At 61.9% G+C, this 25,791-nt stretch carries 23 protein-coding genes; 15 read left to right on the top strand and 8 right to left on the bottom strand.

The window, feature by feature from the left end; genetic code table 11:
- Positions 1-25: 25 nt before the first annotated feature.
- The 6 genes from RS694_RS03635 to RS694_RS20215 all read left to right on the top strand — a co-directional run bounded on the left by RS694_RS03635 (position 26) and on the right by RS694_RS20215 (position 8,059).
- The gene (locus tag RS694_RS03635) at positions 26-904 is read left to right on the top strand and encodes a carbohydrate ABC transporter permease (RefSeq protein ID WP_029709808.1); all 879 of its coding nucleotides are present in this window, start codon (positions 26-28) and stop codon (positions 902-904) included.
- 15 nt (positions 905-919) lie between these two features.
- Positions 920-1,774, top strand: coding sequence for a carbohydrate ABC transporter permease (locus RS694_RS03640; RefSeq protein WP_029709806.1), 855 nt, complete (start codon positions 920-922; stop codon positions 1,772-1,774).
- A gap of 7 nt (positions 1,775-1,781) precedes the next feature.
- A complete protein-coding gene (locus RS694_RS03645) occupies positions 1,782-2,852 on the top strand; it encodes an ABC transporter ATP-binding protein (protein ID WP_029709805.1) in 1,071 nt (356 codons plus the stop codon).
- 122 nt (positions 2,853-2,974) lie between these two features.
- On the top strand, positions 2,975-3,676 hold the full coding sequence (locus RS694_RS03650; RefSeq protein WP_029709803.1) for a response regulator transcription factor: 702 nt from the start codon (positions 2,975-2,977) through the stop codon (positions 3,674-3,676).
- 28 nt (positions 3,677-3,704) lie between these two features.
- Positions 3,705-5,084, top strand: a complete 1,380-nt coding sequence (locus RS694_RS03655) for a sensor histidine kinase (protein WP_029709801.1) — start codon at positions 3,705-3,707, stop codon at positions 5,082-5,084.
- A 2-nt stretch (positions 5,085-5,086) separates the two neighbouring features.
- Entirely contained in the window at positions 5,087-8,059 is a 2,973-nt protein-coding gene (locus RS694_RS20215) for an EAL domain-containing protein (RefSeq protein WP_081708742.1), read from the top strand.
- A 409-nt stretch (positions 8,060-8,468) separates the two neighbouring features.
- Here RS694_RS20215 and RS694_RS03675 read toward each other — a convergent pair whose 3' ends face one another.
- The 3 genes from RS694_RS03675 to RS694_RS03685 form a co-directional block, all read right to left on the bottom strand.
- Positions 8,469-9,719: a multifunctional CCA addition/repair protein gene (locus tag RS694_RS03675; protein ID WP_029709799.1), complete on the bottom strand. Its 1,251-nt coding sequence runs from the start codon at positions 9,717-9,719 to the stop codon at positions 8,469-8,471.
- Positions 9,720-9,741: 22 nt separating this feature from the next.
- A complete protein-coding gene (locus RS694_RS03680) occupies positions 9,742-10,425 on the bottom strand; it encodes a glutathione S-transferase family protein (protein WP_076069335.1) in 684 nt (227 codons plus the stop codon).
- 104 nt (positions 10,426-10,529) lie between these two features.
- Positions 10,530-12,530 (bottom strand): lytic transglycosylase domain-containing protein, encoded by a 2,001-nt coding sequence (locus RS694_RS03685; RefSeq protein WP_029707279.1) that lies wholly within the window; start codon positions 12,528-12,530, stop codon positions 10,530-10,532.
- Positions 12,531-12,539: 9 nt separating this feature from the next.
- Here RS694_RS03685 and RS694_RS03690 point away from each other — a divergent pair, with 9 nt between their 5' ends.
- On the top strand, positions 12,540-13,139 hold the full coding sequence (locus RS694_RS03690; protein ID WP_029707280.1) for a 5-formyltetrahydrofolate cyclo-ligase: 600 nt from the start codon (positions 12,540-12,542) through the stop codon (positions 13,137-13,139).
- 88 nt (positions 13,140-13,227) lie between these two features.
- Here RS694_RS03690 and RS694_RS03695 read toward each other — a convergent pair whose 3' ends face one another.
- Together RS694_RS03695 and RS694_RS03700 are read right to left on the bottom strand one after the other, a co-directional pair.
- Complete coding sequence (locus tag RS694_RS03695) at positions 13,228-13,623, bottom strand: TfoX/Sxy family protein (protein ID WP_029707281.1); 396 nt, start codon at positions 13,621-13,623, stop codon at positions 13,228-13,230.
- A gap of 26 nt (positions 13,624-13,649) precedes the next feature.
- Positions 13,650-14,441 carry a DUF6279 family lipoprotein gene (locus RS694_RS03700; RefSeq protein ID WP_051391843.1) on the bottom strand — a complete coding sequence of 264 codons (792 nt, stop codon included), beginning with the start codon at positions 14,439-14,441 and terminating at the stop codon, positions 13,650-13,652.
- 175 nt (positions 14,442-14,616) lie between these two features.
- Here RS694_RS03700 and glmU point away from each other — a divergent pair, with 175 nt between their 5' ends.
- Complete coding sequence (gene glmU, locus RS694_RS03705) at positions 14,617-15,999, top strand: bifunctional UDP-N-acetylglucosamine diphosphorylase/glucosamine-1-phosphate N-acetyltransferase GlmU (protein WP_029707283.1); 1,383 nt, start codon at positions 14,617-14,619, stop codon at positions 15,997-15,999.
- A gap of 31 nt (positions 16,000-16,030) precedes the next feature.
- Complete coding sequence (locus tag RS694_RS03710) at positions 16,031-16,777, top strand: sensor histidine kinase (protein WP_051391844.1); 747 nt, start codon at positions 16,031-16,033, stop codon at positions 16,775-16,777.
- On the opposite strand, the gene RS694_RS03715 is transcribed toward RS694_RS03710, so the two are convergent.
- The gene (locus RS694_RS03715; protein WP_241463973.1) at positions 16,774-17,388 is read right to left on the bottom strand and encodes an NUDIX domain-containing protein; all 615 of its coding nucleotides are present in this window, start codon (positions 17,386-17,388) and stop codon (positions 16,774-16,776) included. The genes RS694_RS03710 and RS694_RS03715 overlap by 4 nt on opposite strands.
- 86 nt (positions 17,389-17,474) lie before the next feature.
- On the opposite strand from RS694_RS03715, the gene RS694_RS03720 reads away from it, so the two are divergent.
- Entirely contained in the window at positions 17,475-18,239 is a 765-nt protein-coding gene (locus RS694_RS03720) for a DeoR/GlpR family DNA-binding transcription regulator (protein ID WP_029707286.1), read from the top strand.
- A 7-nt stretch (positions 18,240-18,246) separates the two neighbouring features.
- Here RS694_RS03720 and RS694_RS03725 read toward each other — a convergent pair whose 3' ends face one another.
- Positions 18,247-18,729: an Lrp/AsnC family transcriptional regulator gene (locus RS694_RS03725; protein ID WP_029707287.1), complete on the bottom strand. Its 483-nt coding sequence runs from the start codon at positions 18,727-18,729 to the stop codon at positions 18,247-18,249.
- 134 nt (positions 18,730-18,863) lie between these two features.
- Here RS694_RS03725 and glmS point away from each other — a divergent pair, with 134 nt between their 5' ends.
- Entirely contained in the window at positions 18,864-20,765 is a 1,902-nt protein-coding gene (gene glmS / locus RS694_RS03730; RefSeq protein ID WP_029707288.1) for a glutamine--fructose-6-phosphate transaminase (isomerizing), read from the top strand.
- Positions 20,766-21,100: 335 nt separating this feature from the next.
- Here glmS and RS694_RS03735 read toward each other — a convergent pair whose 3' ends face one another.
- Complete coding sequence (locus tag RS694_RS03735) at positions 21,101-21,787, bottom strand: hypothetical protein (protein WP_029707289.1); 687 nt, start codon at positions 21,785-21,787, stop codon at positions 21,101-21,103.
- 212 nt (positions 21,788-21,999) lie between these two features.
- On the opposite strand from RS694_RS03735, the gene RS694_RS20380 reads away from it, so the two are divergent.
- The 4 genes from RS694_RS20380 (at position 22,000) to RS694_RS03755 (ending at position 25,780) form a co-directional block, all read left to right on the top strand.
- On the top strand, positions 22,000-22,302 hold the full coding sequence (locus RS694_RS20380; protein WP_152528807.1) for a hypothetical protein: 303 nt from the start codon (positions 22,000-22,002) through the stop codon (positions 22,300-22,302).
- Between the two features lie 240 nt (positions 22,303-22,542).
- The gene (locus RS694_RS03745; protein WP_029707292.1) at positions 22,543-23,709 is read left to right on the top strand and encodes a CBASS cGAMP synthase; all 1,167 of its coding nucleotides are present in this window, start codon (positions 22,543-22,545) and stop codon (positions 23,707-23,709) included.
- Positions 23,706-25,322: a ThiF family adenylyltransferase gene (locus tag RS694_RS03750; protein WP_029707293.1), complete on the top strand. Its 1,617-nt coding sequence runs from the start codon at positions 23,706-23,708 to the stop codon at positions 25,320-25,322. Before RS694_RS03745 ends, RS694_RS03750 begins: the two co-directional genes overlap by 4 nt.
- Entirely contained in the window at positions 25,310-25,780 is a 471-nt protein-coding gene (locus RS694_RS03755) for a Mov34/MPN/PAD-1 family protein (RefSeq protein ID WP_029707294.1), read from the top strand. The genes RS694_RS03750 and RS694_RS03755 overlap by 13 nt, the downstream gene beginning before the upstream one ends.
- Positions 25,781-25,791: the final 11 nt, after the last annotated feature.

The following is a 25,791-nucleotide window of genomic DNA, read 5'->3' on the forward strand; positions in this document are numbered from 1 at the left end:
GATGGGGTTACTTTTAGGTGACCCCATGAAAACTTTTGAAAACCTGTTACCCAAGCTGGTGATCGCCCCTGGCTTTGTGCTCGGGTTTGCCTTTATTTACGGCTTCATGATCTGGAACGGCGTACTGTCCGTGACCGGTTCACGCATGTTGCCGAACTACGATGAATTTGTCGGCCTGGAGCAGTACGTGCGCCTGTGGGACATGGACCGCTGGTACGTCGCCCTGAAGAATCTGGGTATTTTCAGCACCCTGTATGTGGGCGGCTCCCTGGTGCTGGGCATGGTCCTGGCGATTTTTCTGGACCAGAAGGTGCGCGCCGAAGGCTTTCTGCGCACCGTGTATTTGTATCCCATGGCCCTGTCCTTCATTGTGACCGGTACGGCATGGAAATGGATTTTGAATCCCAGCCTGGGGCTGGAAAAACTCATGCACGACATGGGCTGGGCCAGTTTCAGTTTTGACTGGCTGGTACAAAGCGAGACGGCGATTTACTGTGTGGTGATCGCCGGTATCTGGCAATCGGCCGGTTTCGCCATGGCCTTGTTCCTCGCAGGCCTGCGAGGCATTGACGACAGCATCATCAAGGCCGCGCAGATTGACGGTGCCAGCCTGCCGCGTATTTACTGGCGCATCATCCTGCCTATCCTGCGCCCCGTGATGTTCTCCACCATCCTGGTGCTCTCGCACCTGTCCATCAAGAGTTTCGATCTGGTGATGGCCCTGACCAATGGCGGCCCGGGTTATGCCACCGATGTGCCCGCGACCTTCATGTTTGTGATGAGCTTCAACCGGGGCCAAATCGGCCTGGGCGCCGCCAGCGCCACCATGATGCTGGCCACTGTCGCCGCACTGGTCGTTCCCTACCTCTACAGCGAGTTGCGCGCCAAGCCGCACGACCGCTGATCTGGACGTACCCCCATGACTGCCAAAACCCTGTCCCGCATCGCGGTCTATGCCATCCTGCTGGTGGCCGCCTTCTTCTTTCTGGCACCGCTGTACGTCATGCTGGCCACGTCCTTCAAGGATGCCGACCAGATCCGCGCCGGCAATCTGCTGAGCCTGCCGACCAGCCTGAATTTCGAGTCCTGGCAACTGGCCTGGTCTACCGCCTGCACGGGCGTGGACTGCCGGGGCCTGAAACCTTATTTCTGGAACTCGGTGACCATGGCCGTGCCCGCCGTGCTGATCTCCACCGCCTGGGGCGCCATCAACGGGTATGTGCTCTCCATGTGGAAGTTCAAGGGCAGCGAAGTCTTGTTCGGCTTCATGCTGTTTGGCGTGTTCATGCCGTTCCAGGTGGTGCTGTTGCCCATGAGCCAAGTGCTGGGTTTCCTGGGCCTGTCCAGCTCGGTCGGCGGCCTGATTCTGGTGCACTGCCTGGCGGGCCTCGCGGGGACCACGCTGTTCTTCCGCAATTACTACACCGCCATCCCCCGTGAGCTGGTCAATGCCGCGCGCATGGATGGTGCCGGTTTCTGGCGCATTTTCTGGCGCATCGTGATACCGATGTCCACGCCCATCCTGATGGTCACCCTGATCTGGCAGTTCACCAACATCTGGAACGATTTCCTGTTTGGTGTGGCCTTCAGCGGCGCCGACAGCAAGCCCATCACCGTGGGCCTGAACAACATGGCCAACACCTCCAGCAGTGTCAAGAGCTACAACGTGGACATGGCTGCGGCCGTGATCGCCGGTTTGCCCACCATGCTGGTGTACGTATTGGCCGGTCAGTATTTCGTCAAAGGACTCACGGCAGGCGCTGTGAAAGGATAAAAAGAAAATGGCTTCTTCTCTTCAAATCAAAGGTATCCGCAAGGTCTACGGCAAGGGCGCCACCGGCGTCGAAGTGCTCAAGAAAATCGACATCGACGTTGCCCCCGGCGAGTTCCTGATCCTGGTCGGTCCCTCGGGCTGCGGCAAGTCCACCTTGCTCAACATCATTGCCGGTCTGGAAGAGCCCACCGAAGGGCATTTGTTCATCGGCGGGCGTGATGTGGTGCAGGTGGCCCCGGCCCAGCGCGACATTGCCATGGTGTTCCAGAGCTACGCGCTGTACCCCACCATGAGCGTGGCCGACAACATCGGCTTCGCGCTGGAAATGCGCAAGGTACCCAAGGAAGCCCGCGCCAAACGCATCCAGGAAGTGGCCGCCATGCTGCAGATCGAACATCTGCTGGACCGCCGCCCCTCGCAGCTCTCCGGTGGCCAACGCCAGCGCGTCGCCATGGGCCGCGCTTTGGCACGCGACCCGCAACTGTTCCTGTTTGACGAACCGCTCTCCAATCTGGACGCCAAGCTGCGCGTGGAAATGCGCGCCGAGATCAAGCGCCTGCACCATGTCTCCGGCATCACCAGCGTGTACGTCACACACGACCAGATCGAAGCCATGACCCTGGGCAGCCGTATTGCGGTCATGAAAGACGGCGTGCTGCAGCAAATCGGCACGCCCGATGAAATCTACAGTCGCCCTACCAACATGTATGTGGCCAGCTTCATTGGCTCGCCCACTATGAATTTCATAGCTGGTCACGCAGACCAGCCAGGGGCTGGAGGCCAATTTGCCTTTGAAGGCGGGGCACTGGCCCTGACCAGCCCGCAAGCCGGTCCGCTGACACTGGGCTTGCGCCCGGAGCACATCCAGCTGCGCAGCGATGCGGCCTGGCGTGGCGAGGTCATGCTGGTCGAGCCCACCGGGGCGGACACCTATGTGGTGCTCAAGACCGGAGCCGGTTCGGTGACGGTGCGTGCACCGGCCCAGACCCATCTCGCTGTAGGCGAAAACGTGGGGCTGGCCGTTGAGGCGACACACTGCAACTGGTTTGACACGTCGACGAGTTTGCGTATCGACTGAGTCCCACGGGCCTTGGCCATGCGACTGCAGCGAAACCCGGCAAAGGCACACAAGAAGTAACACTTCCGTAACGAAACAGCAGTCACCGGGAAAACAGGCGCCCGGCTTGGTATCCTCCACCCATGGCCCATTTGCTGATTGTGGAAGACGATGAACTGCTGCGCGACGGCCTGTGCGCGCAGCTGGTGCACGCCGGTCACAGCATCAGTGCTGCCGAAGACGGCGCGCAGGCGCAAACCCTGCTGGAAAGCGCCCGCTTTGATGGCGTCATCCTCGACCTGGGCCTGCCCGTGGTCGACGGTGTCAGCCTGCTGCGCTGGATACGCCAGCGCCTGACCGCCTTGCCGGTGCTCGTGCTCACCGCCCGCGATGGCGTGGAAGACCGCGTGCAGGGCCTCAATGCAGGGGCGGACGACTACCTCACCAAACCCTTCAACATGGCCGAGCTGCTGGCACGCCTGCAGGCCATGCTGCGCCGAAGCCGCTTGCCTGCCTTTGGCGGCTCGCTCGAAGTGGAGAGCCCATCCGCGCAACGCCTGCGCGTAGACCCGGTGCTGCCCTTGGCGTGGATGGACGAGGAGCCGATGGACCTGACCCACCGCGAATGGTCGCTCTTGTCTTTGCTGGTGGGCAATATTGGGCAGGTCGTCAGCCGGGAAGATGTGCTGGCGGTCTGGCAAACCCAGCCGACGGATGGCAGCAGCGCGGGCTCCAATGCGCTGGAGGTCTATGTACACCGCCTGCGGCGCAAACTCGCCGATTCAGGCCTGAATATCCGCAATGTGCGCGGACTGGGTTACATGCTGGAGATGGACGCGGGATGAGTGCCACGCGCCGCGAGAAGGTACTCCCTTGAGTACCGCAGCCCGGTTTTCGCTGAAGCGGCAGTTGCTGCTATGGCTGCTGCTGCCCCAGTTGGTGCTGTGGCTGATGGGCGGTGTGCTGGCCTTCCGGGTGGCCCTCACCTATGCGGAAAAAGCCATTGACCAGTCCCTGACCCAGTCGGTGCGCTCGCTGGCGCGCCAGGTCAAACCCTTCGGCTCCGGGCTGCTGGTGGACTTTCCCCGGGCGGCGCAGGACATCATCGAACAGGACCCCAAGGACCGCGTCACTTATATGGTGTCTTCCCCGCCTGGCAGTTTTTTGCTGGGTAATGGAAAACTGCTGCCCGGCCCGCCCGCGGGCATGGTGGTCCCCCAAAATGAACCCGTGCTGTACAACCTGGTGCTCGAGGGCAAGTCCATGCGTGTGGCCTCCATCGACCTCAGTTTTGGTGACGGCATGACCGCGCAACGCATGCGGGTACAGGTGGCCAAAAGTCTCGTGGTGCAGCAAGGCATTGCGCGGGAGCTGGTGCGCGATGTGCTTTTTCCGCTGCTGCTGCTGGGTGCTGTCCTGAGCGTGCTGGTGTATGCCGGTATCCGCCGTGGTCTGTTGCCGCTGCAGCGCCTGGAGGCACAGCTGGCCAACCGCACCGCTGCCTCGTTGTCGCCCATCGAGATGACCCAGGCCCCGGAAGAGGTGCAGTCGCTGGCCATGGTACTGAACCAGCTGCTCACCACCTTGCGGCGCAGCCTGAGCCAGGAAAAGCGTTTTTTGAACGATGCCGCCCACCAGTTGCGTACACCGCTGGCCGGGCTGATCAGCCAGACAGAACTGGCCATGCAGGAGACCGAACCTGCGGCCCTGCAGCAGCGCCTGACCAAAGTGCATACCGGTGCCCAGCGCAGCGCCCACCTGGTGCACCAGTTGTTGTCCCTGGCACGCACCGAGGCAGAAATTACCCTGCAACCCGTGGACCTGGCCGCGCTGGCCCGCGAGGTGGCGCGGGAATGGACGCCACGTGCCGTGGCCGCCGGGGTGGACCTGGGGTATGAAGGTGAAGACGCCCTGAGCGCACCTGGCGACAAGTTGCTGCTGCGCGAAGTGCTCAACAACCTGATTGACAACGCGCTGCGTTACGCCGGGCGGGGCACTACCGTGACCCTGCGGGCACGCGCTGAAGGCGCCCATGGTGTGCTGGAGGTGGAAGACAACGGCCCCGGCCTGAGCGCGGAAGACATGGAGCGGGTGTTCGAACGCTTCTGGCGCGCCAGCGAACTCCCCGGAGGCTGTGGCCTCGGCCTGGCCATCGTGGCGGAGATCGCCCAGCGGCATGGGGGTAACACCTACGCATTCGCGGTAGAACCCCAAGGCTTACGCATTAAGCTCGAACTCCCGCTGAGCCCTTGACCATGTCCGACCCACGATCTGATGTCCCCCCAGACCGGAGCCTATCGACGCCCGACGCCGATATGCCCGACTGGTTGCGCACGGACGAGGACAACCCCTGGCGTCTGGCCCTGGAGGGCTCGGGGGCGGGCATCTGGGATTGGGACCTGGTGACGGGCCAACAGACGCACTCCGAGCGCTGGGAAAAAATGTTGGGCTACAGCGGTAATGAGCTGGCTGGTGGTTACGAAGCGTTTGCGGCGCTGGTGCATCCGGACGATCTGGAGCGTGTGGATACAGCAGTCAGCGCCTACCTGGACGGCAGTGCAGACCGCTACGCCATCGACCTGCGTATGCGGTGCAAAGATGGCGCATGGTCGTGGGTCGTGTCGCGCGGCATGGTCGTGCGCCGCGATGCCCAGGGCAAGCCCTTGCGCATGCTCGGCACGCATACTGACATCAATGCACGCAAAAAGGCCGAGGCCGAGCTGCTCGATCTGAATGCCCAACTGCTGGAAAACGCCCAGTTACTGCAAACCACACTGACCAGTATCAGCCAGGGCATTCTGGTGCTCGACGCCGAGATGCGCATCCGGCGCTTCAATCCCCGCGTCTGCGAATTGCTCGATGTTCCCATCAGCTTTCTGGCCACCCGCCCCACGTTGCAGGAACTGGGCGGATTTCAGCGCGAACGGGGTGACTTTGGGGCTGATGGCGCGCTGGTGGAAGCCCACGCACGCGGCTATGTGCAAACCGATGGCCGTGCGGGCGCAGTCCCTGCCAGCTATCTGCGGCACACCCGGGCCGGAGCGGTGCTGGAAGTGAAGACCCAAATTCTGCCCGACGGCGGCATGGTGCGCACGTTTGCGGACGTCACCAACTATGTCCGCGCCGAAGAGGCACGCAAGCGTCTGGACCTGCTGCTGGACGCGACCCAGTCGCTGGCCGAGGTGGGTGGGTGGGAAGTGGATATGGAAACCGACCGGGTGTTCTGGACCGAGGGCGTGTACCGTATCTTCGAGACCTCGCCGCAGGAGTACACCCCTACCACGGCGATGGGCACGGCCGAACGCTTCTTCACGCCGGCGTCCATGGCGCGGATCCGCGACTCCTATTTCAATGCCACCAACCCGAGCACCGCGCACGACCTGGAGCTGCAGGCCGTGACTGCCCTGGGCAACCATATCTGGGTGCATTCCAAGGGCACCTCGGTATGGCGTGATGGGCGCCCCATCTCGCGTACGTCGGTGTTGCAGAACATCACCGAACGCAAGCAGGCCCAGGCCGCGCTGCGAGAGACTGAAAACCTGTGGAAACTGGCGCTGGAGAGCACCGGCGATGGCGTCTGGGACTGGAATATCCCGAGCGGCGTGGAAAACTATTCCAAGCGCCTGCTGGAGATGTATGGCTTTGAGGAAGGTGAATTGCGCGGCCGCGTGGCCACGCTGGATGGCCGCACCCACCCGGATGATCTGGCGCAGATGGAGCAGGACCGGCGCGCCCACTTTGACGGCCTGACCCCTACGTACCACAACGAACACCGCATTCTGTGCAAAGACGGTAGCTGGAAATGGGTGCTGACCCGCGGCATGCTGATCAGCCGTGATGCCCAGGGAAAACCGCTGCGCATGATTGGCACGCACACGGACATCACCGAGCGCAAGAACTCCGAGGCGCTGATCCTGCAGCAGGCCTTTTTTGACACCCTCACCGGTCTGCCCAACCGGCGCATGCTGCGTGACCGGCTGGAGCAGGAAATCAAGAAGTCGCGGCGCGACGACCATGTACTGGCCATCCTCTTCATTGACCTGGACCATTTCAAGGAAGTCAACGACACCTTGGGCCACGACAGCGGTGACCGACTGCTGGTAGAGGCCGCACGCCGCATCCGCGACTGCGTGCGCGAGTCCGACACGGTGGCCCGCATGGGCGGCGACGAATTCACCGTACTGGTCACCGAGCTGGAAGATGCCAAGTCGCTGGAACCCATCCTGCAAAAGATACTGGCCTCTCTGGAGCGGGTGTTCCAGCTCGGTACCGAGCAGGTTTTTGTCTCGGCCAGTATCGGTGTCACGCTGTACCCGCTGGATGCCCGCGAGATCGAGGACCTGCTCAAGAACGCCGACCAGGCCCTTTACGTGGCCAAAGGCGCGGGGCGCAACCGCTACAGTTTTTTCACACCGGCCCTGCAGGAAGCCGCGCAAACCCGGGCGCGGCTGGCCAATGACCTGCGCACCGGGCTGACCGACCAGCAGTTCCGCGTGGTGTATCAGCCGATTGTTGAACTGGCCACCGACTCCGTGCACAAGGCCGAGGCGCTGATCCGCTGGCAGCACCCGACCCGCGGGCTGGTCAGTCCCGCCTCTTTCATCCCCATTGCGGAGGCCAGCGGCCTGGTTGTGGACATTGGTGAATGGGTGTTCCAGCAGGCGGCCCAGCAAGTGCAGACCTGGCGCCGCACGCTGCACCCGGACTTCCAGATCAGTGTCAACAAATCACCCGTGCAGTTCCACCATGACGGCGTTGGCCGGGCGCCGTGGGCGCTGCAACTGCAGGTGCTGGGTCTGCCAGGCAGCAGCATCGTGGTGGAGATCACCGAAGGTCTGCTGCTGGACACCAGCCCCAGCGTGGCCGAGCGCCTGTTGGAGCTGGGTGATGCCGGCATCCAGGTCTCGCTGGACGACTTTGGAACCGGTTATTCATCGCTGTCTTATCTGCAGAAATTTGACATCGACTACCTCAAGATTGACCAGTCTTTCGTGCGCCACCTGATCCCCAACTCCACCGATCTGGCGCTGTGCAAGGCCATCATCGTGATGGCCCATGAGCTGGGTATGAAGGTGATTGCCGAAGGGGTAGAGACCGAACAGCAGCGCGACCTGCTGGCCGCTGCGGGCTGCGACTATGGGCAGGGCTACTGGTTTGCCAAGCCCATGTCGGCCGAGGACTTTGGCACGTTCATGGCTGCACGTACCGAGAAAAGTCACCTGGGCTGAGCGCTGGTTTAAGGCTTAACGGGTTTTGAGGCTGCGCAGGCTCCTGTTGACGGTCTTGGGAATTGGCGTTGTTGGTGGATTGTTTCTTTTTTGGCGTGTCGGGTTATGCGCCCGACAGCGCAGTAACTTTTCTTTGCTTCGCCAAAGAAAAGTCACCAAAAGAAAGGCGACCCTGCTGTCTGCGTCCCTCCGCTGCGCTGCGGGCAACCTGCGGTGCTCGAAGCCGGTGGGGTGCGCGCAAACCGAGCAACGCAGCGTGCCCGTAGCGAAGCGTAGGGCCGACGAATCCGGCTCGCCTTTCTTGGCTTACTTTCTTTGGCGAAGCAAAGAAAGTGAGGCGGCCGCCGGGCCGAAACCCGGCTTGCTAAGCAAGAAGAAATACTCCTCCAACGCCAAAGACAGAGGAAGGCTAGAACCCCTCAGCAATCGCCCGCGCCCGAGCCTTAGCAATCATTTCCCCAATCTTCGGCCCCTTAGCCCCCGCCGCCTGTGCGTGAGCAGCTATTAAATCCGTAGCAACCGACTGCGCAGAGGCCAGCGCCGCAGCCAGCCGCAAGCGCTGCGGGTACGGCGTGTCCTGCAGGCCCAGCCGCCCCCGCGCATCACACTCGCAAGCCAGCAGCACATCCGCAAAACGCTCGGGTTTGCGAAACGCGTCGCAGCGCTCCAGCAGGCGCAGGGTGGCCGCTGCGTCCAGCGTGGCCGAGCGGTGGATGTTGCCGTGTTCACGCGCCACCACTTGCGCCAGCTCCGCACATTCAGTGGGCACACGCAGGCGTTGGCAGACGCCTTTGAGCAGGCGTACGCTGCGCTCTTCGTGGGCGATGTGGCGGGGCAGCACATCGGCGGGTGTGGTGCCTTTGCCCAGGTCGTGGGTCAGCGCGGCAAAACGCACGGGTAAAGACGCGCCCAGTTGCGCTGCCATGTCCAGCACCATCATCACGTGGATTCCCGTGTCCACCTCGGGGTGGTGTTCCACGCTTTGTGGCACGCCCCACAGGCGGTCGAGTTCGGGCAGCAGGCGCTGCAGGGCCCCGCAGGCGCGCAGCACTTCGAACATGCGCGAAGGTTGTCGCTCCATCAGGCCGCGGGCCAGTTCCTGCCAGACGCGTTCGGCCACCAGGTGGTCCACCTCGCCCTGCTGCACCATGGACTGCATCAGACCTTGCGTTTCGGGGGCGACTGTGAAATCGGTGAAGCGCGCGGCAAAACGCGCCAGCCGCAGGATGCGCACCGGGTCTTCGGCAAAGGCGGGCGTGGTGTGGCGCAGCACGCGGTTGGTGATGTCCTGCTGTCCGCCATAGGGGTCACGCAGGTCTTTAAGGTCAAAAGTGCCTCCAGTCCTTATGTGGTCTGCGCAAACAGCTATGGAATTGATAGTAAGGTCGCGCCGCGCCAGGTCTTCTTCCAGCGTCACTTCAGGTGCGGCATGGACGGCAAAGCCGCGGTAGCCGGGCGCGGTCTTGCGTTCGGTGCGGGCCAGTGCGTATTCCTCTTTGGTCTCTGGGTGCAGGAACACCGGGAAGTCCAGCCCGACGGCCAGGTAGCCCTGGTCCAGCAGCTCCTGCGGGCTGGCGCCCACGACCACCCAGTCACGGTCGCGCACGGGTAGCCCCATCAGGCTGTCCCGTACGGCGCCACCCACCAGGTAGGTTTGCATGGTCACTTGGTTCCGCCGTGGATCAGGGCTTGAGCCGGTACGGCTCTTCAAAGTCCAGGAAGTCTTTCTCCGCCAGCGCCTGGTCGATCCAGGCTTTGACGCCGGGCAGGGTGCTGACACGGGTGATGTAGTCGGCAATCATCGGTGGCACGGGCAGAGCGTAGGTTTGGAGGCGCATGCACACCGGCGCAAAGTAGGCGTCGGCAATGCTGAACTGGCCGAACAACATCGGGCCACCGTGTTCCTGCAGCAGGCTGGTCCACATCTCCACCAGGCGTTGTACATCGGACCGTACGGCGGGTTTGTCGCGCCAGATCAGTGCGCCGGTATCTGCCAGCCGGGCCTCGATGTTCATGGGGCAGTTGCCACGCAGTGCGGTGAAGCCGCTGTGCATTTCGGCGCAAATGCTGCGCGCCCGTGCGCGGGCCGCGCGGTCGGCCGGCCAGAGTTGTTTGTCGGGGTATTGCTCGGCCACATATTCGGCTATGGCCAATGTGTCCCAGACCACCAGCGGGCCGTCCTGCAGCACCGGCACCTTGGCCGTGGGCGTGACGCCTGCCAGCGCCTTCTTGAATTCAGAGTTGGCGTTGAAGGAATCGAAGCGGACAAATACCTCTTCGAAAGGAATACCGGCCTGTTTCAGCAGCACCCAGGGGCGCATCGACCAGGACGAGTAATTTTTGTTGCCAATGAATAGCTTGAGCATGAAAACCTCCGTAAGGCACCATGCTAACCCGCCCCCGCCCCCGCCCCCGCCCCCGCATGCCGGAGGCCATTGCCGTGCCCGGAATGGCTCCCGGGTACCCGCGCTTAGGGCAGGTCCAGGCCCGGTTCAGGAGTGGTGCTGTCGCGCGGCCCCACGCTGCCCAGCCGCGCCTTCAGGGACTGTGGTTGCCCGGTGATGAGCGCAGCGTAGTTGGTGGTGTTGGACAACACCTTTTTGACGTAATCACGGGTTTCCGTGAAGGGCACGTTTTCGGCCCAGATGGCTGCTTCCAGCACCGGGCTGCCTGCTTGGCCACGCCAGATGCGGGGGCGACCCGGGCCCGCGTTGTAGGCGGCGGCGGCCATGGGCATGGAGCCGCCAAAGTTGTCCAGCACCAGCTTGAGGTAACCCGTGCCAATGGCGATGTTGGTGTCGCGGTCGGTGATCTGCTGGGGCTGGAAATCCACCAGCCCGATTTTCTTGGCCGTCCAGCGCGCCGTGGCCGGCATCACCTGCATCAGGCCGGAGGCCCCCACGTTGGACTTGGCGTCCATGATGAAGCGGCTTTCCTGGCGGATCAGGCCGTACACATAGGCCGGGTCCAGACCAATCTGTTTGGTGCGTGCCAGTACCGCCGCCCGGAAGGGCATGGGGTAACGCTGCTCCAGATCCACCACGGCGCGGGTGCGTTCGCTGGTGTTGATGCAGCGGTCCCACACTTCCATGCGGCAGGCCAGGTCGGCCGCTGCCAGCAAGGCACGGTCGTCCATACCGCCACGTACGTGCAGGTTGGTGTTGTAGTTCCACTCACGCACGCCTTCCGTGCGCAGGCCGAGCTGGATCGCATACAGGGCGCGTGTCAGGCCCGGGTTGTAACGCGCGGCGTCTTTTTCTTCCTGAGTCAGCGGGTCCGGGCGTGCCGGGGCGGTGATGCGCTGGCCCAGCTCTTCCAGTGCCAGTTGTTCATAAAAGCCGCGTACGCCCGCAATGCCTTCGAGCAGTTTGAGCGCCTCGGCCCGTGTGTTTTCCGTCTGGGGCAGATTCATCAGTGCGCGTGCGCGCCAGTAGACCCAGGTGCTGTCATTGCGCTGCGCATCACTCATGGACGCAATGGCGTCCTGCACGGCCTTCCAGCGCCCGGCACGCAGGGCAGCCCGCGCCATCCAGGCCAGGTGCTCGTCGTGCATGTGTTGGGGCTTGCCTTTGGTGAAGTAGCCCAATGCGCCATCCGACAGCTTTTGCGCCGCACGTTTGCCGATCACGCCCCAGATCCAGCTGCGTTCTTCCTGTGTCAGTTGGGCCACCCAGCGCAGCTTGTCCACTTCGGTGGCGGCTTCTGCGGGCTCCAGGTAGGCCTGGCGGATCAGGGCCAGTGACACCAGTTCCCGGGTCTGCGGACGCAGGGCGGTGAGTTTGTCGTTGAGGTATTTGCCGGGGTTCAGGTAGATGGCGTTGACGGTAGGAACCCATTTGGGGTTCAGCGCGCCCACGGCCTGGGTGGCCACGCGCAGTTTGTCGTTCTCCATGCCCAGGCGCGCGCGCAGCCAGGCGGCGTGCGGGTCCAGGGCCTGGTCCTTGATGAGCTGCTCGGCGGTGGCCGCGCAGGCTTCGTCGGCGTCCTTGAGCGACAACCACACGTCCTGCACCTGGGTGCCGACCTTGCTGGCACCGGCCTGGTGTTCGGCCAGCAGGGCGTAACAGCGCACCGACCGGTCATCGTTCATGCGGTACTTGGGGTACTCACGGTTGAAGGTCGACCAGTCGCGGTTGCGGCCCAACTGCAGCAGCCATTCGGCGCGCAGGCGGTCTTCCTGGTAGCTGCCGGCGTAGCGGCTGAAAAAATCCTGGATATCGGTGGCGCTGGCCTCATCCAGTCGGGCTGACAGGTCCCAGTAGGCAGCCCAAGGCTCCAGCACGTAGCCGCGCATCTGGGGCAGAAGCGCAGCCAGGCGTTTGCGGTCGCGTACCTTGTAGGCCTGTGCCATGTCCTGGATTTGCTCGTCAAAACGCGTGTTGTCGCGTCCTTGGGCGTGTGCGGGAGACAGGGAAGGCAATAACAGCGCGCCCAGCAGGGCTAACGATGTCAGAATGGTTGAAAACTGCATGTGGGGATTATGGACAACTCGGATGAACGCAAAGCCGCGGAGAAGAAAGCCCTTCGCAAGAGCCTGCTTGAACAACGCCTGAACCTGCCCGACCGCCTACAGCGCGCCGACGCCTTGCAACAAGTCATGCGCATCTGGCTGGTGGGACGGCCCGACGTCGTGATTGGTGCCTACTGGCCCATCAAGGGGGAATTCGACCCGCTGCCGGCGCTGCACCGCTGGAAGGAAGACGGCGAGCTGGTAGACCAGCCGCAACTGCGCCGCATCGGCCTGCCCGTGGTGGACAAGGTGCACAAAACCATGACTTTCCACGCCTGGTACCCGGGCTGCCCCATGGAAGAGGATGCCTATGGCATCCCCAAACCCAAAGACACCGAAGTGATCGTGCCTACCCTGTTGTTTGCGCCCTGCGTAGGCTACGGGCCGGGCGGCTACCGGCTGGGTTATGGCGGTGGTTTTTACGACCGCATGCTGGCCACGCTGGAGCCCAAACCGTTTACCGTGGGGCTGGGGTTCGGCACTGGGTTTGTGGAAGATTTCGAGCCCGAAGCCCACGACCTGCCTCTGGACGCGATCCTTAACGACTACGGGGTGGTTTGGCCGGTTTGAATGTGGCCCCCACGCTCCGCCGCTACGCGGGTCGCTGCCCCCCGAGGGGGCTGTTTTCCCTTGGGGCGGCCCGGCGGGAAAACGGGCTTCACCGCGATGGTGTTCGTGGTCGGGTGGTACGTTTCTTTACAGGCTTGGCGTTTTTGGCAATCAACGCGGCTTCCATTGCCAGCCGGGCCCAAGGTGCCATCAGCGCAGGGGACTCCATCGCGTCGGCCGGGGCGCTGTAGTAGTTCATGCTTTTGGGCTGGCCTTTCACCGGGTAGGTGAAGCGGGCACAACCTTCGGCTTCAAAGCGGGGCCGGGTTTCTTCATTGGCCTTGAGCCACAGGATCTCACCGTCGCCCAGATTCGCCAGGATGGCCACGGTCAAGCCGTCGGTGCTGATGCCCCAGCCGCCAAACATGCGTTTGGCCACACAAGGCCCCAGGTCGGCCATGAGTTCACAGCAGTAGTGGGCGAATTCTGCGTTGGGGCTGGCCATGCTGCCTTTCTCTCGGCGTGCGGGGTTCAGGAGGCGCTGGCCAAGGCCTGCGCATCGCCCTTGTAGCCTTGCAAGGTTTTGGCCAGGCGGACGCGCTGGCGCGGTGTGCTGCTGTTATGCAGGGCGGCCACGGTGCTGCAGTTCTCCTGTACCAGCTTCTCTAGGTGCTGGCGGTAGTCGGGGTCGGCGGAGACCACGGTGCGGGTGAGCAGCGCATGCAGTGCCGCTTGTGCCTGGGCCGGTGCCTGGCCGCGCACGGCGCGCAGCGTGGCCATCAGGTCCTGGTGGCGGCGTAGTTTCTCGCGGTGCTGTACCTGCGGGTCGAAGAGGGATGCGCTGAAACGTGCGGCCAGCATGTCACGCTGTTCGTCGCTGAGCGCGCCGTAGAAGGACTCCGACCATTCCACGGCCTTTTTGAGGCGGCGTTCGGCGCGGTCCTGGGGCGTGCCTTCCAGCCAGTCTTCGCGCCATTCGCTGTCCTTCTTTTCAAACTCGCGTTGCAGGCGCTGGATCTGGGGCTCCTGCAAACTGCTGGCGGTGGCGGCGAGCGTCTGGGCGGCGTTGTCCAGTGCAGCTACCGCACGGGCCTGCAGTTCTCCATAAACGCCGCACACCTGTTCTGGGGTGATGGTTTGCGGCGCCAATGTCAGCAGGCGGTCCAGTTGCTGCTCCAGCAAGGGCAACTCCTGCTTGCGGTGCCAGTCCTGCAGGCTTTGCAGTTCGGTGCGCACGCGCGGGGTCTGGGCGCTGTCAAAGTCGAAATAACTGTCCAGCCACCAGTAACTGAGCTGCGGCGCGTTGTTGTAGGCCAGGCGCACCGTGCTGCAGCCCTGCAGTGCCAGCAGGGCGCAAAGCGCGCCGATAATAGAAAGCCATCGCAGTATTGAATGTGAACGCAAAGCCCATCGCCTTAAAAAGGACCCAACCGTGACCGCAGCATTTCAGGCCTCTACTTCAGCCCCCAACGCAGGCCCGGCCATTGACGTGGTCATTATGGCGGCCGGCAAGGGCACACGCATGAAGAGTCGTCTGCCCAAGGTCTTGCACCCGCTGGCCGGGCGGCCCTTGTTGCAGCATGTGCTGGACACGGCGGGCGCGTTGCTGGCCCGCAAGGTGGTGGTGATCACCGGCCACGGTGCTATCGAAGTAGAAGCGGCTTGCGCAGGTGGGACGGGGGCTACAGCCGGTTTTGATCTGAATTTTGTACGTCAGGAGCCGCAGCTCGGCACCGGCCACGCGGTGCAGCAGGCGGTGCCGGCGCTGGCCGACGATGGTGTGGTGGTGGTGCTCTCGGGCGATGTACCGTTGACCCAGGCCGACACGCTGCTGGATGTGATCCGCGCGAGCGCGGGCAACCAACTGGCGCTGCTGACACTGGAACAGGCCAACCCTACGGGTTACGGCCGCATCGTGCGCGGCGCCGACGGTGCGGTGCAAGCCATCGTGGAACACAAGGACGCCTCCGAGTCCCAGCGCCAGATCACCGAGATCTACAGCGGCATCATGGCCGTGCCCGCCGCTGCGCTCAAGCGCTGGCTGGCGCGGCTGGACAACAAAAACGCGCAGAACGAGTATTACCTGACCGATATCGTGAAGTTCGCCGTGACCGATGGCGTGGCCGTGGTGGGCCACAAGATCACCGATGCGGTGCAGGTGGCTGGCGTCAACAGCCCGGTGCAACTGGCTGAGCTGGAGCGGGCTTTTCAGTTGCGCAACGCGCACCGCCTCATGGAAGAGGGCGTGCGCCTGGCCGACCCGGCACGTATCGATGTGCGCGGCGACTTGCTGTGCGCCCACGATGTGTCCATTGATGTGAACTGCGTCTTCATGGGCCAGGTCAATCTGGGCGAGGGCGTTTCCATCGGCGCGAACTGCGTGATTGCCAATGCCGTGATTGAGGCCGGTGCCGTGATCCACCCGTTCACCCATATCGACGGCGAGAAGCTTGGTGTGACGGTGGGGGAGGGCGCATTGATCGGTCCGTTTGCCCGGTTGCGCCCTGGTGCACGTCTGGGCGCTGAAGTGCACATCGGCAACTTTGTGGAAGTGAAAAACTCCACGCTGGCCAAAGGCGCCAAGGCCAACCACCTGGCCTATCTGGGCGACGCGACGGTGGGCGAGCGTGTGAACTACGGTGCGGGCAGCATCACCGCCAACTACGATGGCGCCAACAAACACCGCACGGTGATTGAGGCCGACGTGCATGTGGGTAGCAACTGCGTGCTGGTTGCGCCGGTCACCATCGGCGCGGGCGGCACCATTGGCGGCGGCTCCACCATCACCAAAAGCACCGAGCCGGGCGCTTTGAGCGTGGCGCGCGGCAAGCAGGTGAACATTGCCAACTGGGCGCGGCCTGCCAAGAAACCCAAGGCCTGAGCCTCGCAGTCCCCGCCAATACTGCACCGCCATGACAGATCCTCAGACACGCATCGCCCAACTGGAGGCCGAACTGGCCGCCGCCCGGCAGGAGATGCAGGACTTCACCCAGACCGTGTCCCACGACCTGCGTGCGCCCTTGCGCCATATCGTGTCGTATGCGCGGCTGGTGCAGGAGGATGCAGGCCCGCAGTTGAACGAAGAGGTGCGTGGTTTTCTGTCCACTATTACCGATGCCTCAGGCCAGTTGGGCGCCATGCTGGATGCACTGCTGGAGTTGTCTCGCCTGGGGACGGCACCTGTGCAAATTACCTCCGTTGCGCTGCAACCGCTGGTGCAGGAAGTGTGTGACGAGGTCGCTGCGCGGCATGCAGCGCACGTCGTGGATGTCAGCGTTGACGTTGCGGTGCCGGAGGTACTGGCAGACGCCGCGTTGCTGCGCCATGCTCTGCTCGGCCTGTTGGTTAATGCCTGGAAGTTCACCGCAACGACCCCTGAAGCCCGTGTGGTGGTGTCCGCCACCCTCAATGCGCAGGGCATGGTGGTCTTAACTGTGCAAGACAACGGTGTGGGTTACAACCCCGCCTTGCAGGGCCAGTTGTTCAAGATGTTCAGCCGCTTGCACAGCGCCAGCCAGTTTCCCGGTCTGGGCAGCGGTCTGGCCCTGGCGCGCAAGGCCGTGCGGCGCATGGGTGGTGAAGTGCAGTTGAGCGGCGCGGTGAATGCCGGTTGCTGCGCGACGCTGCTCCTGCCCGGCGTACCGGTAGCCGCTGCTTAAAGTTTGTCCAGACCCTGCAGCGCTGCGTGTTGCAGCAGCATGATGGTTTTGCCATCCTGGATGTCGCTCGATTGGCACATGCGCAAGGCCTCCGACAGCGGTAACTCCAGCACCTCGATGTCTTCCCCTTCCTGAACCATGCCGCCGCCGTGGCCGACACGGTCTGCGGCCTCGTATTCGGCGACGAAAAAGTACAGCTTCTCGGTGACGGAGCCCGGGCTCATGTAGGCCTCGAACACCTTGCGTGGCGCGCGGATGCGAAAGCCGGTCTCTTCCTCCACCTCGCGGCGTATGCAGGATTCGGGATCGTCACCATCCAGCAGGCCGGCGCACGCTTCGACCAGCATGCCATCGGCACTGCCATTAACAAACGCCGGAAAACGAAACTGCCGGGTCAGCACCACCGTGCCCTGCAAGCGGTTGAACAACAGCAACACGGCGCCGTTGCCGCGGTCATAGGTCTCGCGCGTCTGCTGCTGCCAGGTGCCATTGCGGCGCAAGTATTCAAACGTGGTTTTTCTGAGTGTGTACCAGTGGTCGGAAAGCACTTGGGAGTCCAGCAGGCGCACGTGGGGTGCGTCGTGGGGTGTGGGCATGGCTTGTGGTTTCATGGTGCTGTAGATCGTGCAATTGCGTGTAATATCGTGCAAATTCACGCAATGTTATCACGCGTATTTATTCCATTACCCTGCACCCTATGCTGACCGTTCAACGCCATCAACTCATCCTGTCGCGCCTGGCGCGTGACGGCCAATTGCTGGCCAAACCTTTCGCTGAGGAGTTGGAAACTTCCGAAGACACCATCCGCCGCGACCTGCGCACCTTGGCGCAGGCAGGAAAACTGCAGCGAGTACATGGCGGTGCATTGCCAGCGTCCGAAGCAAACGCGACACTCGCCGTGCGTCAGGCGGTGGCGCCAGACGACAAGACCGCGCTGGGCCGCGCCGGCGCCCGCATGGTGAAACCCGGGCAACTGGTGATGCTGGACGGTGGAACCACCGCACTGCAGGTGGCGCGGCATTTGCCTGAGGACCTGCGCGCCACCGTGGTGACCCACAGCCCTACGGTGGCCATCGAACTGGCCCGCAAACCGCATCTGGAGGTGGTCATGCTCGGCGGCCGGCTGTTTCGCCATTCGATGGTGAATGTGGGGACTGCGGTGGTTGAAGCTGCAGCCCGCTACCGGGCGGACCTGTACTTCATGGGCGTCACCGGGGTGCATCCCACGCAGGGCTTGAGCACGGGTGACGATGAAGAAGCGGCCGTGAAACGCGCCCTGAGCGCGCGTGCTGCCGAAACGGTGGTGCTGGCCTCGCACGAGAAGTTGATGGCGGCATCGTCCTTTGTTGTGGCCCCTCTGGGCGCGGTGGACCTGCTGGTCGTGCCGCAGCACACCGCCGCCAAGGTGGTCCGGCAGTTTCGCAGTGCAGGTGTGACCGTACTGGTTGCGCCAAATTCCTAGGCGCCGCTCAGGCCAGCGGCAGCTCCGCGCCAAATTTGCTGCGCTTCACGCTGAAGAAGGCCTTCACATTGCGCACATTGGCGTCGCTGGTAAACAGGCGCTGCGCCAGCGCCTGGTAGCCCGGCATGTGGGCGGCGTGCACCACCAGCACAAAGTCTGGCCCGGGGGACACGCGGTAACACTGCTGTACGGCGGGGTCACCGGCCACGCGGGCCTCAAAGGCGTCCAGCGCGGCGGCGTCCTGCCGGTCCAGCGCAATTTCCACAATCGCGGTGAGTCCGTGGCCCAGGGTGGCTGCAAGTTTTTCTGGGTTCAGCAGGGCGATCTGGCGCTCAATCAGCCCTGCGTCACGCAGCCGTTTGACGCGGCGCAGGCAAGTGGGCGGTGAGGTGTGGACCAACTCCGCCAACGCCTGGTTGCTCAGGCTGGCGTCGCGCTGGAGCTGGCTCAGCAGCTGTAGGTCGGTCACATCAAGTGTTATTTGTTCCATATTTATCAATAATTTGGAATAAAAAATCTTAATTTCTATTTAATGAAATATTAATTCATAAATTGACAAAATTCGACTACTAATTATTTATTGGCACTTCTACCATTCGTCCATCCATTTTTTGGGAGATCAGTATGTGTGGCATCGTCGGCGCGGTTTCTACCCGCAATATCGTTCCTGTGTTGGTGCAGGGCCTGGAGCGTTTGGAGTACCGGGGTTATGACTCCTGCGGTGTGGCGGTGTATGCACAAGACGGCGCCCATGGCGGCGGTTTGCGCCGCGCGCGCAGCACCTCCCGGGTGTCGGAACTGATCGAGCAAGTGGCCTCTGGCCAGGTGCAGGGCACGCTGGGCATCGCCCACACGCGCTGGGCCACACACGGCGCGCCGGCCGTGCACAACGCCCACCCGCATTTCAGCCACGGCCCTGGCGCCGATGCCCACCAACGTGCGGGCCGTATCGCCCTGGTGCACAACGGCATTATTGAAAACCACGACGAGCTGCGTGCTGTGCTCAAAGCCAAGGGCTATGTGTTTCTGAGCCAGACCGACACCGAAGTCATCGCCCATCTGGTGGACAGCCTGTACGACGGAGATCTGCTGGAGGCCGTGAAAGCCACGGTGCGCCAGTTGCATGGTGCCTATGCCATCGCCGTGTTCTGCAAGGACGAACCACATCGCCTGATTGGTGCGCGCGCCGGTTCACCGTTGATCCTGGGCGTAGGCAAGGACGGACAGGAGCATTTTCTGGCGAGCGACGCCATGGCCCTGGCCGGTGTGACCGACCAGATTGTCTACCTGGACGAAGGCGACGTGGTGGACGTGCAACTGGGCAAATACTGGTTGCTGGACAAAGCACATAAGGCCGTTGCTCCGGCGCAGCGCCCGGTGAAGACCGTGCTGGCGCACAGCGGTGCGGCCGAGCTGGGCCCGTACCGCCACTACATGCAAAAGGAAATCTTCGAGCAACCACGCGCCATTGCCGATACGCTGGAAGGGGTGGAGGGCATCGTGCCCGAACTGTTCGACGCACAGGCCAACCACGCGCCCGGCAGCAACGCGGCACGTGTGTTTGCGCAGATCGACTCGGTGCTGATTCTGGCCTGCGGCACCAGCTACTACAGCGGTTGCGCGGCCAAGTACTGGATTGAGAGCATCGCCAAGGTGCCTTGTAATGTGGAGGTGGCCAGCGAATACCGCTATCGCGACTCCGTGCCCAACCCCAACACACTGGTCGTCACCATCACCCAAAGCGGTGAGACGGCTGACACACTGGCCGCACTGCGCCACGCGCAAAGCCTGGGTATGAAACACACGCTGACCATCTGCAACGTGGCCACCAGCGCCATGGTGCGTGAGTGCAGCCTGGCCTATGTGACCCGTGCAGGCGTGGAAATCGGCGTGGCTTCCACCAAGGCCTTCACCACCCAACTGGCCGGTCTGTTCCTGTTGACGTTGTGCCTGGCGCAAGCCAAGGGCCGATTGACCGATGCGGAAGAAGCACGCCACCTCAAGGCCATGCGCCATTTGCCTGCTGCATTGCAGGCGGTGCTGGCGCTGGAGCCGCAAATCATGGCCTGGGCCGACGACTTTGCGAAGAAGGAGAACGCGCTTTTCCTGGGCCGCGGGCTGCACTTCCCGATTGCCATGGAAGGCGCCTTGAAGCTCAAGGAGATCACCTACATCCACGCCGAGGCCTATGCCGCAGGGGAGCTCAAACACGGCCCGTTGGCGCTAGTGACGAGCGAGATGCCGGTGGTCACCGTGGCGCCGAACGATGCGCTCCTGGAAAAACTCAAAAGCAACCTGCACGAGGTGCGCGCGCGCGGCGGTGTGCTGTATGTGCTGGCGGATGCGGATACCCGCATCGACAGCGGCGAAGGCCTGCACGTGATTCGTATGCCAGAGCACTATGGTGAGTTGTCACCGCTGCTGCACGTGGTGCCACTGCAATTGCTGGCGTACCACACGGCTTGCGCACGTGGGACCGATGTAGACAAACCGCGCAACCTGGCAAAAAGCGTCACTGTCGAATGACAGGCCGCCTCGGTGTTTAGCTATTCCGCGCAATTAAAGTCGAAAACAGTTTAATAAAGTCGAAAACACGCCTCTAGCATTCATGCGGGTTTGCGAGGCGTTGGATTTTTGAGGTGGTTTTTTAAAGTCGAAAACAATGTCTTTCAATTGATCGGCAGGATCTGGGGAGCGACGTAAATGACCGAGATGGGCCAACTGCAGCCCTTAACGAATGACCGCTTCCAGTAGGTCTATTTCGTGCGGTCATTAAAAACGGCAAATGAACGACAACAACGCCCCTCGCGAAGCATTCGTTGCGTTGGCGAAGTAACGTCAACGCCTGTCGAATACGGTAATCAGCGGAAAGAAGAACTAGCGATTTGCAGTAAGTTGATCCGCGCCTTTTCTGCGTCCGCAAACGAGTCGATCTCGCTGCAGTCCCGCGACAAGAGGTTAAGGACAATCCGTCCTCTGGTGGGCGAGTTGGTCCAGTAGTAGCCTTCTAAGCGCTTGTCACCCGATGTAAGCCGAAGGTCGCCGTAGCCGGTAGTGATCTTATCTTCAGCGTCCTGCATTCGCCGCATCTCGAAGACATACTGAAGTTGGGCTATTGAGCTACGTGGCTCAACCACCATGGTCTCCAGCGTGGAACGGGCTGGCAGACTGGGCGTATAGGATTGAATAGTGAGGAAAAAGTAGCTCTGCTTGATCACAAATGCAATAGGGATCGGCGGCAAGGGTTCAGCGCGTTCGGTTGGTTTGAACTCAGTCTTCAGCTCACCCCACCAGAGTCCGTGGACCATACGCTTTCCCATGAGCCACGCGAGCCATTGGTACTTCCACTTCAACTTCGACAAACCCAAGATCAACAAAGGCGGCACGGCTAGGGCGGTTGAGACGCTCTGCCAGATGACGCGTAGCGGCTCGGACTGCAATTCAGTTCGTCGAAAAAACACAAGGCTACCAGCCGCTACCAGGACGATGTACCCGCAGTACTTGATAAGCCGAATAAGGTCGGTGTAGGTCAGACTGACAGGTAGCATCAGAGGATACCCCTCACGGTGCACAGACCGCCTTCATAAACCGACACCTCACGCTCGTGGGTCAATAATCCGATGGCCGCGACTCCTGCCACCCTCGAGGCCAGCAACGCAGTCATGTGTCGAGCGCCACTGGCTCGTGCGGGAGTCGCTGGCAAGTCGGGCAGCGGTGGCGCGATGAACTGGCACAGGTGGGTAAGGGACGCCGAATCCGCATGAATGAAGTGGAAGCCGTCGTGCCACTGGGACGACAGGCGCGCTGTACACACAATCACCTCGCAAATGGCCTCGAACCCCGTGACTGGCAGTTCGAAACGTTCGTCGCCCCCGACTTCGAGTGGCAGATGGGGCAGCGCCGTCAACGAATCGTAGAAGATGATGCCCAACCCAGCGAAGTCATTGGCGAGTCTCGGAGCAACTTGCCGAAGCAATTGCAGGGCGCTGAATGCTTGAGGCGTATGCAATGGAAGGACCTCTATGCAGGCTCAAGCCTGACTATGTACAAGTTATCAGCGTAGTCTATATCTTGCCAATGGCCGATTCCGACATGGACAGCTTCTGACTTTACTCATTTGTCCCTTTTGTAAATATGGCCCTTGAAATTGCCAAAGTTGCCACGATTTGTAACAACGCCGAGATTCTCAGTACGCTTTGGAACGGTGGCCATATGCCGATTTATGGGCTGAATGGGGGGCTTGGTACCCGTAGGCGACGGGTCTAGTCACGCGTCGCGCCGACCATCACATGCCCTTCTGCCCATGCTAAATCTGAGCGCCCTTTTCTACACAGAAGTCGAATTCGAGACCTGTCTCTTCGACAACCTGAACCTTCCGGAAGATGCCAAATCGGACATCGCAGACGCGAAGAACGATGTTCGAATGGCGCTGCGAGACGGAATTCCCCGTGTGTACGCTGACGAAGGGCACCCCGGCAAGGTCCCGCAGCCTCGTTTCTTCACCCAGGGGTCCTGGGCTTACAAAACGCTGAATGCACCCGCGCAGAGCCCTCAACAGGCAGACGTTGACGATGGCTGCTACCTGCCACTCAGCTTCCTGACCTTGACTGACCGCCCCAGTGTTGCGGCCGAGGTCTTCTTCGACGTTGCGCAAAAAGCACTGGCAGAGCTCGTGGAGCAGAGGGGCTGGAAGCTGTCGAGCAAGCCTACTTGCATCCGCATCGAAATCAACGATCTCGCACATATCGACGTTCCTCTGTATGCAATTCCTGACAAGGAGTTCGAAACCCTGGTCAAGGCCGAGAACGTCAGGCGTGCCACCCTTGACGGAAAGAGCTATTCCTTCGAGGCCGCGGCTGATAGCTGGGATGAGCTATCCACCACGAAGGTGCTGCTGGCCCATCGCGATGAAGGCTGGATGCACTCGGACCCCCGTCCGGTGAAAACGTGGTTCGTTGACCAGGTGGCCACCAAGGGCGAGCAGCTCCGCAGGGTGGTGCGCTACCTCAAGGCATATCGCGACTGGACTTGGGACAAAGGTGGCCCGAGCTCCATCCTGCTGATGGCGGCGGCGGCGCCACTGTTTGTGAGGCAGGATCGTCGCGACGATCAGGCGCTGCTTGACGTTGTAAAGCTGCTGCCAGCGGTGCTGCGTAAAGGTGTCAATAATCCAATTAACCCGGAGGAGTCATTGACCGACCGCCTGCGTGCATCCAGCGATGATGCGGACATGGTCGAGCAGGCTGCTCTGCAGTTTGAAGATCTTGGCAGCAGACTGCAGGCTGCGTTGGACGCCGGAAACGCCGAGCAGGCATGCAGCTGGTTGCGCGATCTGTTTGGGCCACGTTTCCCGAATCGCCCCGAGCGCGTGAAAGTCGGGGCCGCTGTTTCCTCTGTTGCCGCTGCCATTGCATCTTCACCGGCGATTGCGGGGCCATCGGAGTTAGTCGGACGGACCCGCGCCGGATGAAGTTCGAGAAGGTCGCGATCCCGGACCTGACCGCCGCGCTGCACCAGCGTGGCTTTTCCTACGTTGGTCGAGGCTGGCACGGCTGGATGAAGTTCACCGGAGAGCTCAGGTTGAAGTCGCAGAGCTACCCCTGTGAAATCGCCGTTTCGCCGACGCTGGATGAGTTCCCTCGCGTTTGGCTGACGCCTTTGCCAGCAGGACGGGTTGAGCTGTTGCCGCACCTCAGCACCGACGGTTACTTGTGCTACTTGTCGGCAGACTCGGTCATCTTCGACTACTTCGACCCGATTCGGCAGACGATGACCTGCCTGGACCGGGCGGAGCAGGTGCTGGAGGATATCCTTGCTGGCAAAATGATCGATGACTTGGCAGAGGAATTTCACGCCACCTGGGGCGACAATATTTGCTTTCTGGACGTGGATGAGAGTCGGCCAGGTACCCTCGAGGCCTACTCCTTTACTCCGGAGTTGGCCGTGGTCACCGATGACAAGGCACGCACTCACGCTAAACTGGAATCCGTCGGCGCTGGACTGCCGAAGATCGAGCTATCGGCGTTTCTCGTGCATACCAAGTCAAGGCCGATGCCAATCCGTGTCAGTTGGCCACCGAAAACAATTCAGACCTTCCTGCAATGGCAGAGCTCGCTCGACCGAGCCTGTCGTAAAAAGATCGAAGAGCGGCTCATGCAGCTGTTTAAGCGCAAGGCACCCCGTGTTCTGATCCTTATAGATTCGCCAGCGGTGCAGTACGGCATTGAGGTTGACCTGAAACGGGAGCCGGACGGCAAGGGCAAAAAGTCGTCGCTACGAGAAAACCTGTATCGACTGCCGATCCGACAAACCTCGGTCTTCCGCATTGACGACAAGTACATTGCTGGGCGAAATCTCCCTGGGTCCAGGACGCTAGCAGGGCTCAGGGTTGGGTTGATCGGTTGCGGCACCATCGGTGGCTATCTGGCAGAGTTGCTAGCTAAGGCTGGGGCGGGTACGGTCGGCGGAAAGCTGACGCTGGTTGACAAGGGTGCGCTTGAACCCTGCAATCTCGGACGACACCGACTGGGTTTCAACGCCCTGATGCAAGGCAAAGCAGAAGCCATGTGCAAGGAACTCCGGCGCATCGCGCCGGGCATCGATGTAGTGCACATCAGTAGCGATGCAAAAGAGGCGAACCTGGGACCACTAGACCTGCTCATTGACGCGACGGGCGAGCAGGGGCTGACTGAGTGGCTAACTTGGAAGTACGCGGAGAAAGTCCCGTACCTGTCCACGTGGGTTGAGGGGGCCGGTGTGGCAGTCCGCGCTTTGTTGAAAGCCAAGCCTGAACACGCATGCGCACGCTGCGTGTCCCGCCCGCCCTTGGCAGATCAGTATCGCGTCTTCGATTCGCCTCCGGAGGTCATCATGAGGGGGCATGGCTGCGAAGGTCTCTACGTCCCCTTTCCTGCTGCAGCCTCGGTACAGGCGGCAGCCCTAGCGATGGAGATGGTGCAGGCCTGGTTGGATGGCGCGGAGGCGCACAGCTTCAGGACGCGCGTGCTCGATCAGTCGCGCCAGGTTCATTTCAAGGATTGCTCACCCCCGCGCTATGAAGGATGCCCTGCATGCGCCATGTGAGTGACTGGACGCTTGATGACGGCAGCGTCATGCTGAACTTCTCGGACGAAGTCCGGAGGGTTTTCGAGAATAATGTCCAGCTCGGCGACAGCCCCGAAAGCGGCGGCATCCTCCTGGGCACCGTGCATGAGCCCGGTTTACTGGTCACCGTGGCAACCACACCTTCGCGTCTGGACCGACAGTTTCGCTATCTCTTTGAGCGGTTGCCGTTCGGACACCGTGCGGTAGCGAAACGTCTGTGGCGCGCCTCCAACGGCACGACCCGCTATATCGGCGAGTGGCACACCCACCCACAGGACATTCCCACTCCATCGGGCATAGACCTGGATGAATGGCGAAAGCTTGCCAGAATGCGAGCCGACAAGCTCCCGCTGTTGGCAGTGATTGTCGGGCGCGAAGCGCTTCACGTCGAATTGGCGCACGGCAACGGCCACCGAGATTTGCTCCGGCCTTACTGAGTTCTGTGTGT

The organism is Rhodoferax saidenbachensis, from assembly GCF_001955715.1.
Taxonomy (GTDB): Bacteria; Pseudomonadota; Gammaproteobacteria; order Burkholderiales; family Burkholderiaceae_C; genus Allorhodoferax; species Allorhodoferax saidenbachensis.

Bases quoted from the DNA above. Each gene is read 5' to 3' on its own strand.
- RS694_RS03635 (WP_029709808.1), top strand. From the start codon at position 26: ATGAAAACTTTTGAAAACCTGTTACCCAAGCTGGTGATCGCCCCTGGC.
- RS694_RS03640 (WP_029709806.1), top strand. From the start codon at position 920: ATGACTGCCAAAACCCTGTCCCGCATCGCGGTCTATGCCATCCTGCTG.
- RS694_RS03645 (WP_029709805.1), top strand. From the start codon at position 1,782: ATGGCTTCTTCTCTTCAAATCAAAGGTATCCGCAAGGTCTACGGCAAG.
- RS694_RS03650 (WP_029709803.1), top strand. From the start codon at position 2,975: ATGGCCCATTTGCTGATTGTGGAAGACGATGAACTGCTGCGCGACGGC.
- RS694_RS20215 (WP_081708742.1), top strand. From the start codon at position 5,087: ATGTCCGACCCACGATCTGATGTCCCCCCAGACCGGAGCCTATCGACG.
- RS694_RS03675 (WP_029709799.1), bottom strand. From the start codon at position 9,719: ATGCAAACCTACCTGGTGGGTGGCGCCGTACGGGACAGCCTGATGGGG.
- RS694_RS03680 (WP_076069335.1), bottom strand. From the start codon at position 10,425: ATGCTCAAGCTATTCATTGGCAACAAAAATTACTCGTCCTGGTCGATG.
- RS694_RS03685 (WP_029707279.1), bottom strand. From the start codon at position 12,530: ATGCAGTTTTCAACCATTCTGACATCGTTAGCCCTGCTGGGCGCGCTG.
- RS694_RS03690 (WP_029707280.1), top strand. From the start codon at position 12,540: ATGGACAACTCGGATGAACGCAAAGCCGCGGAGAAGAAAGCCCTTCGC.
- RS694_RS03695 (WP_029707281.1), bottom strand. From the start codon at position 13,623: ATGGCCAGCCCCAACGCAGAATTCGCCCACTACTGCTGTGAACTCATG.
- glmU (WP_029707283.1), top strand. From the start codon at position 14,617: ATGGCGGCCGGCAAGGGCACACGCATGAAGAGTCGTCTGCCCAAGGTC.
- RS694_RS03710 (WP_051391844.1), top strand. From the start codon at position 16,031: ATGACAGATCCTCAGACACGCATCGCCCAACTGGAGGCCGAACTGGCC.
- RS694_RS03715 (WP_241463973.1), bottom strand. From the start codon at position 17,388: ATGAAACCACAAGCCATGCCCACACCCCACGACGCACCCCACGTGCGC.
- RS694_RS03720 (WP_029707286.1), top strand. From the start codon at position 17,475: ATGCTGACCGTTCAACGCCATCAACTCATCCTGTCGCGCCTGGCGCGT.
- RS694_RS03725 (WP_029707287.1), bottom strand. From the start codon at position 18,729: ATGGAACAAATAACACTTGATGTGACCGACCTACAGCTGCTGAGCCAG.
- glmS (WP_029707288.1), top strand. From the start codon at position 18,864: ATGTGTGGCATCGTCGGCGCGGTTTCTACCCGCAATATCGTTCCTGTG.
- RS694_RS03735 (WP_029707289.1), bottom strand. From the start codon at position 21,787: ATGCTACCTGTCAGTCTGACCTACACCGACCTTATTCGGCTTATCAAG.
- RS694_RS20380 (WP_152528807.1), top strand. From the start codon at position 22,000: ATGAATGAAGTGGAAGCCGTCGTGCCACTGGGACGACAGGCGCGCTGT.
- RS694_RS03745 (WP_029707292.1), top strand. From the start codon at position 22,543: ATGCTAAATCTGAGCGCCCTTTTCTACACAGAAGTCGAATTCGAGACC.
- RS694_RS03750 (WP_029707293.1), top strand. From the start codon at position 23,706: ATGAAGTTCGAGAAGGTCGCGATCCCGGACCTGACCGCCGCGCTGCAC.
- RS694_RS03755 (WP_029707294.1), top strand. From the start codon at position 25,310: ATGCGCCATGTGAGTGACTGGACGCTTGATGACGGCAGCGTCATGCTG.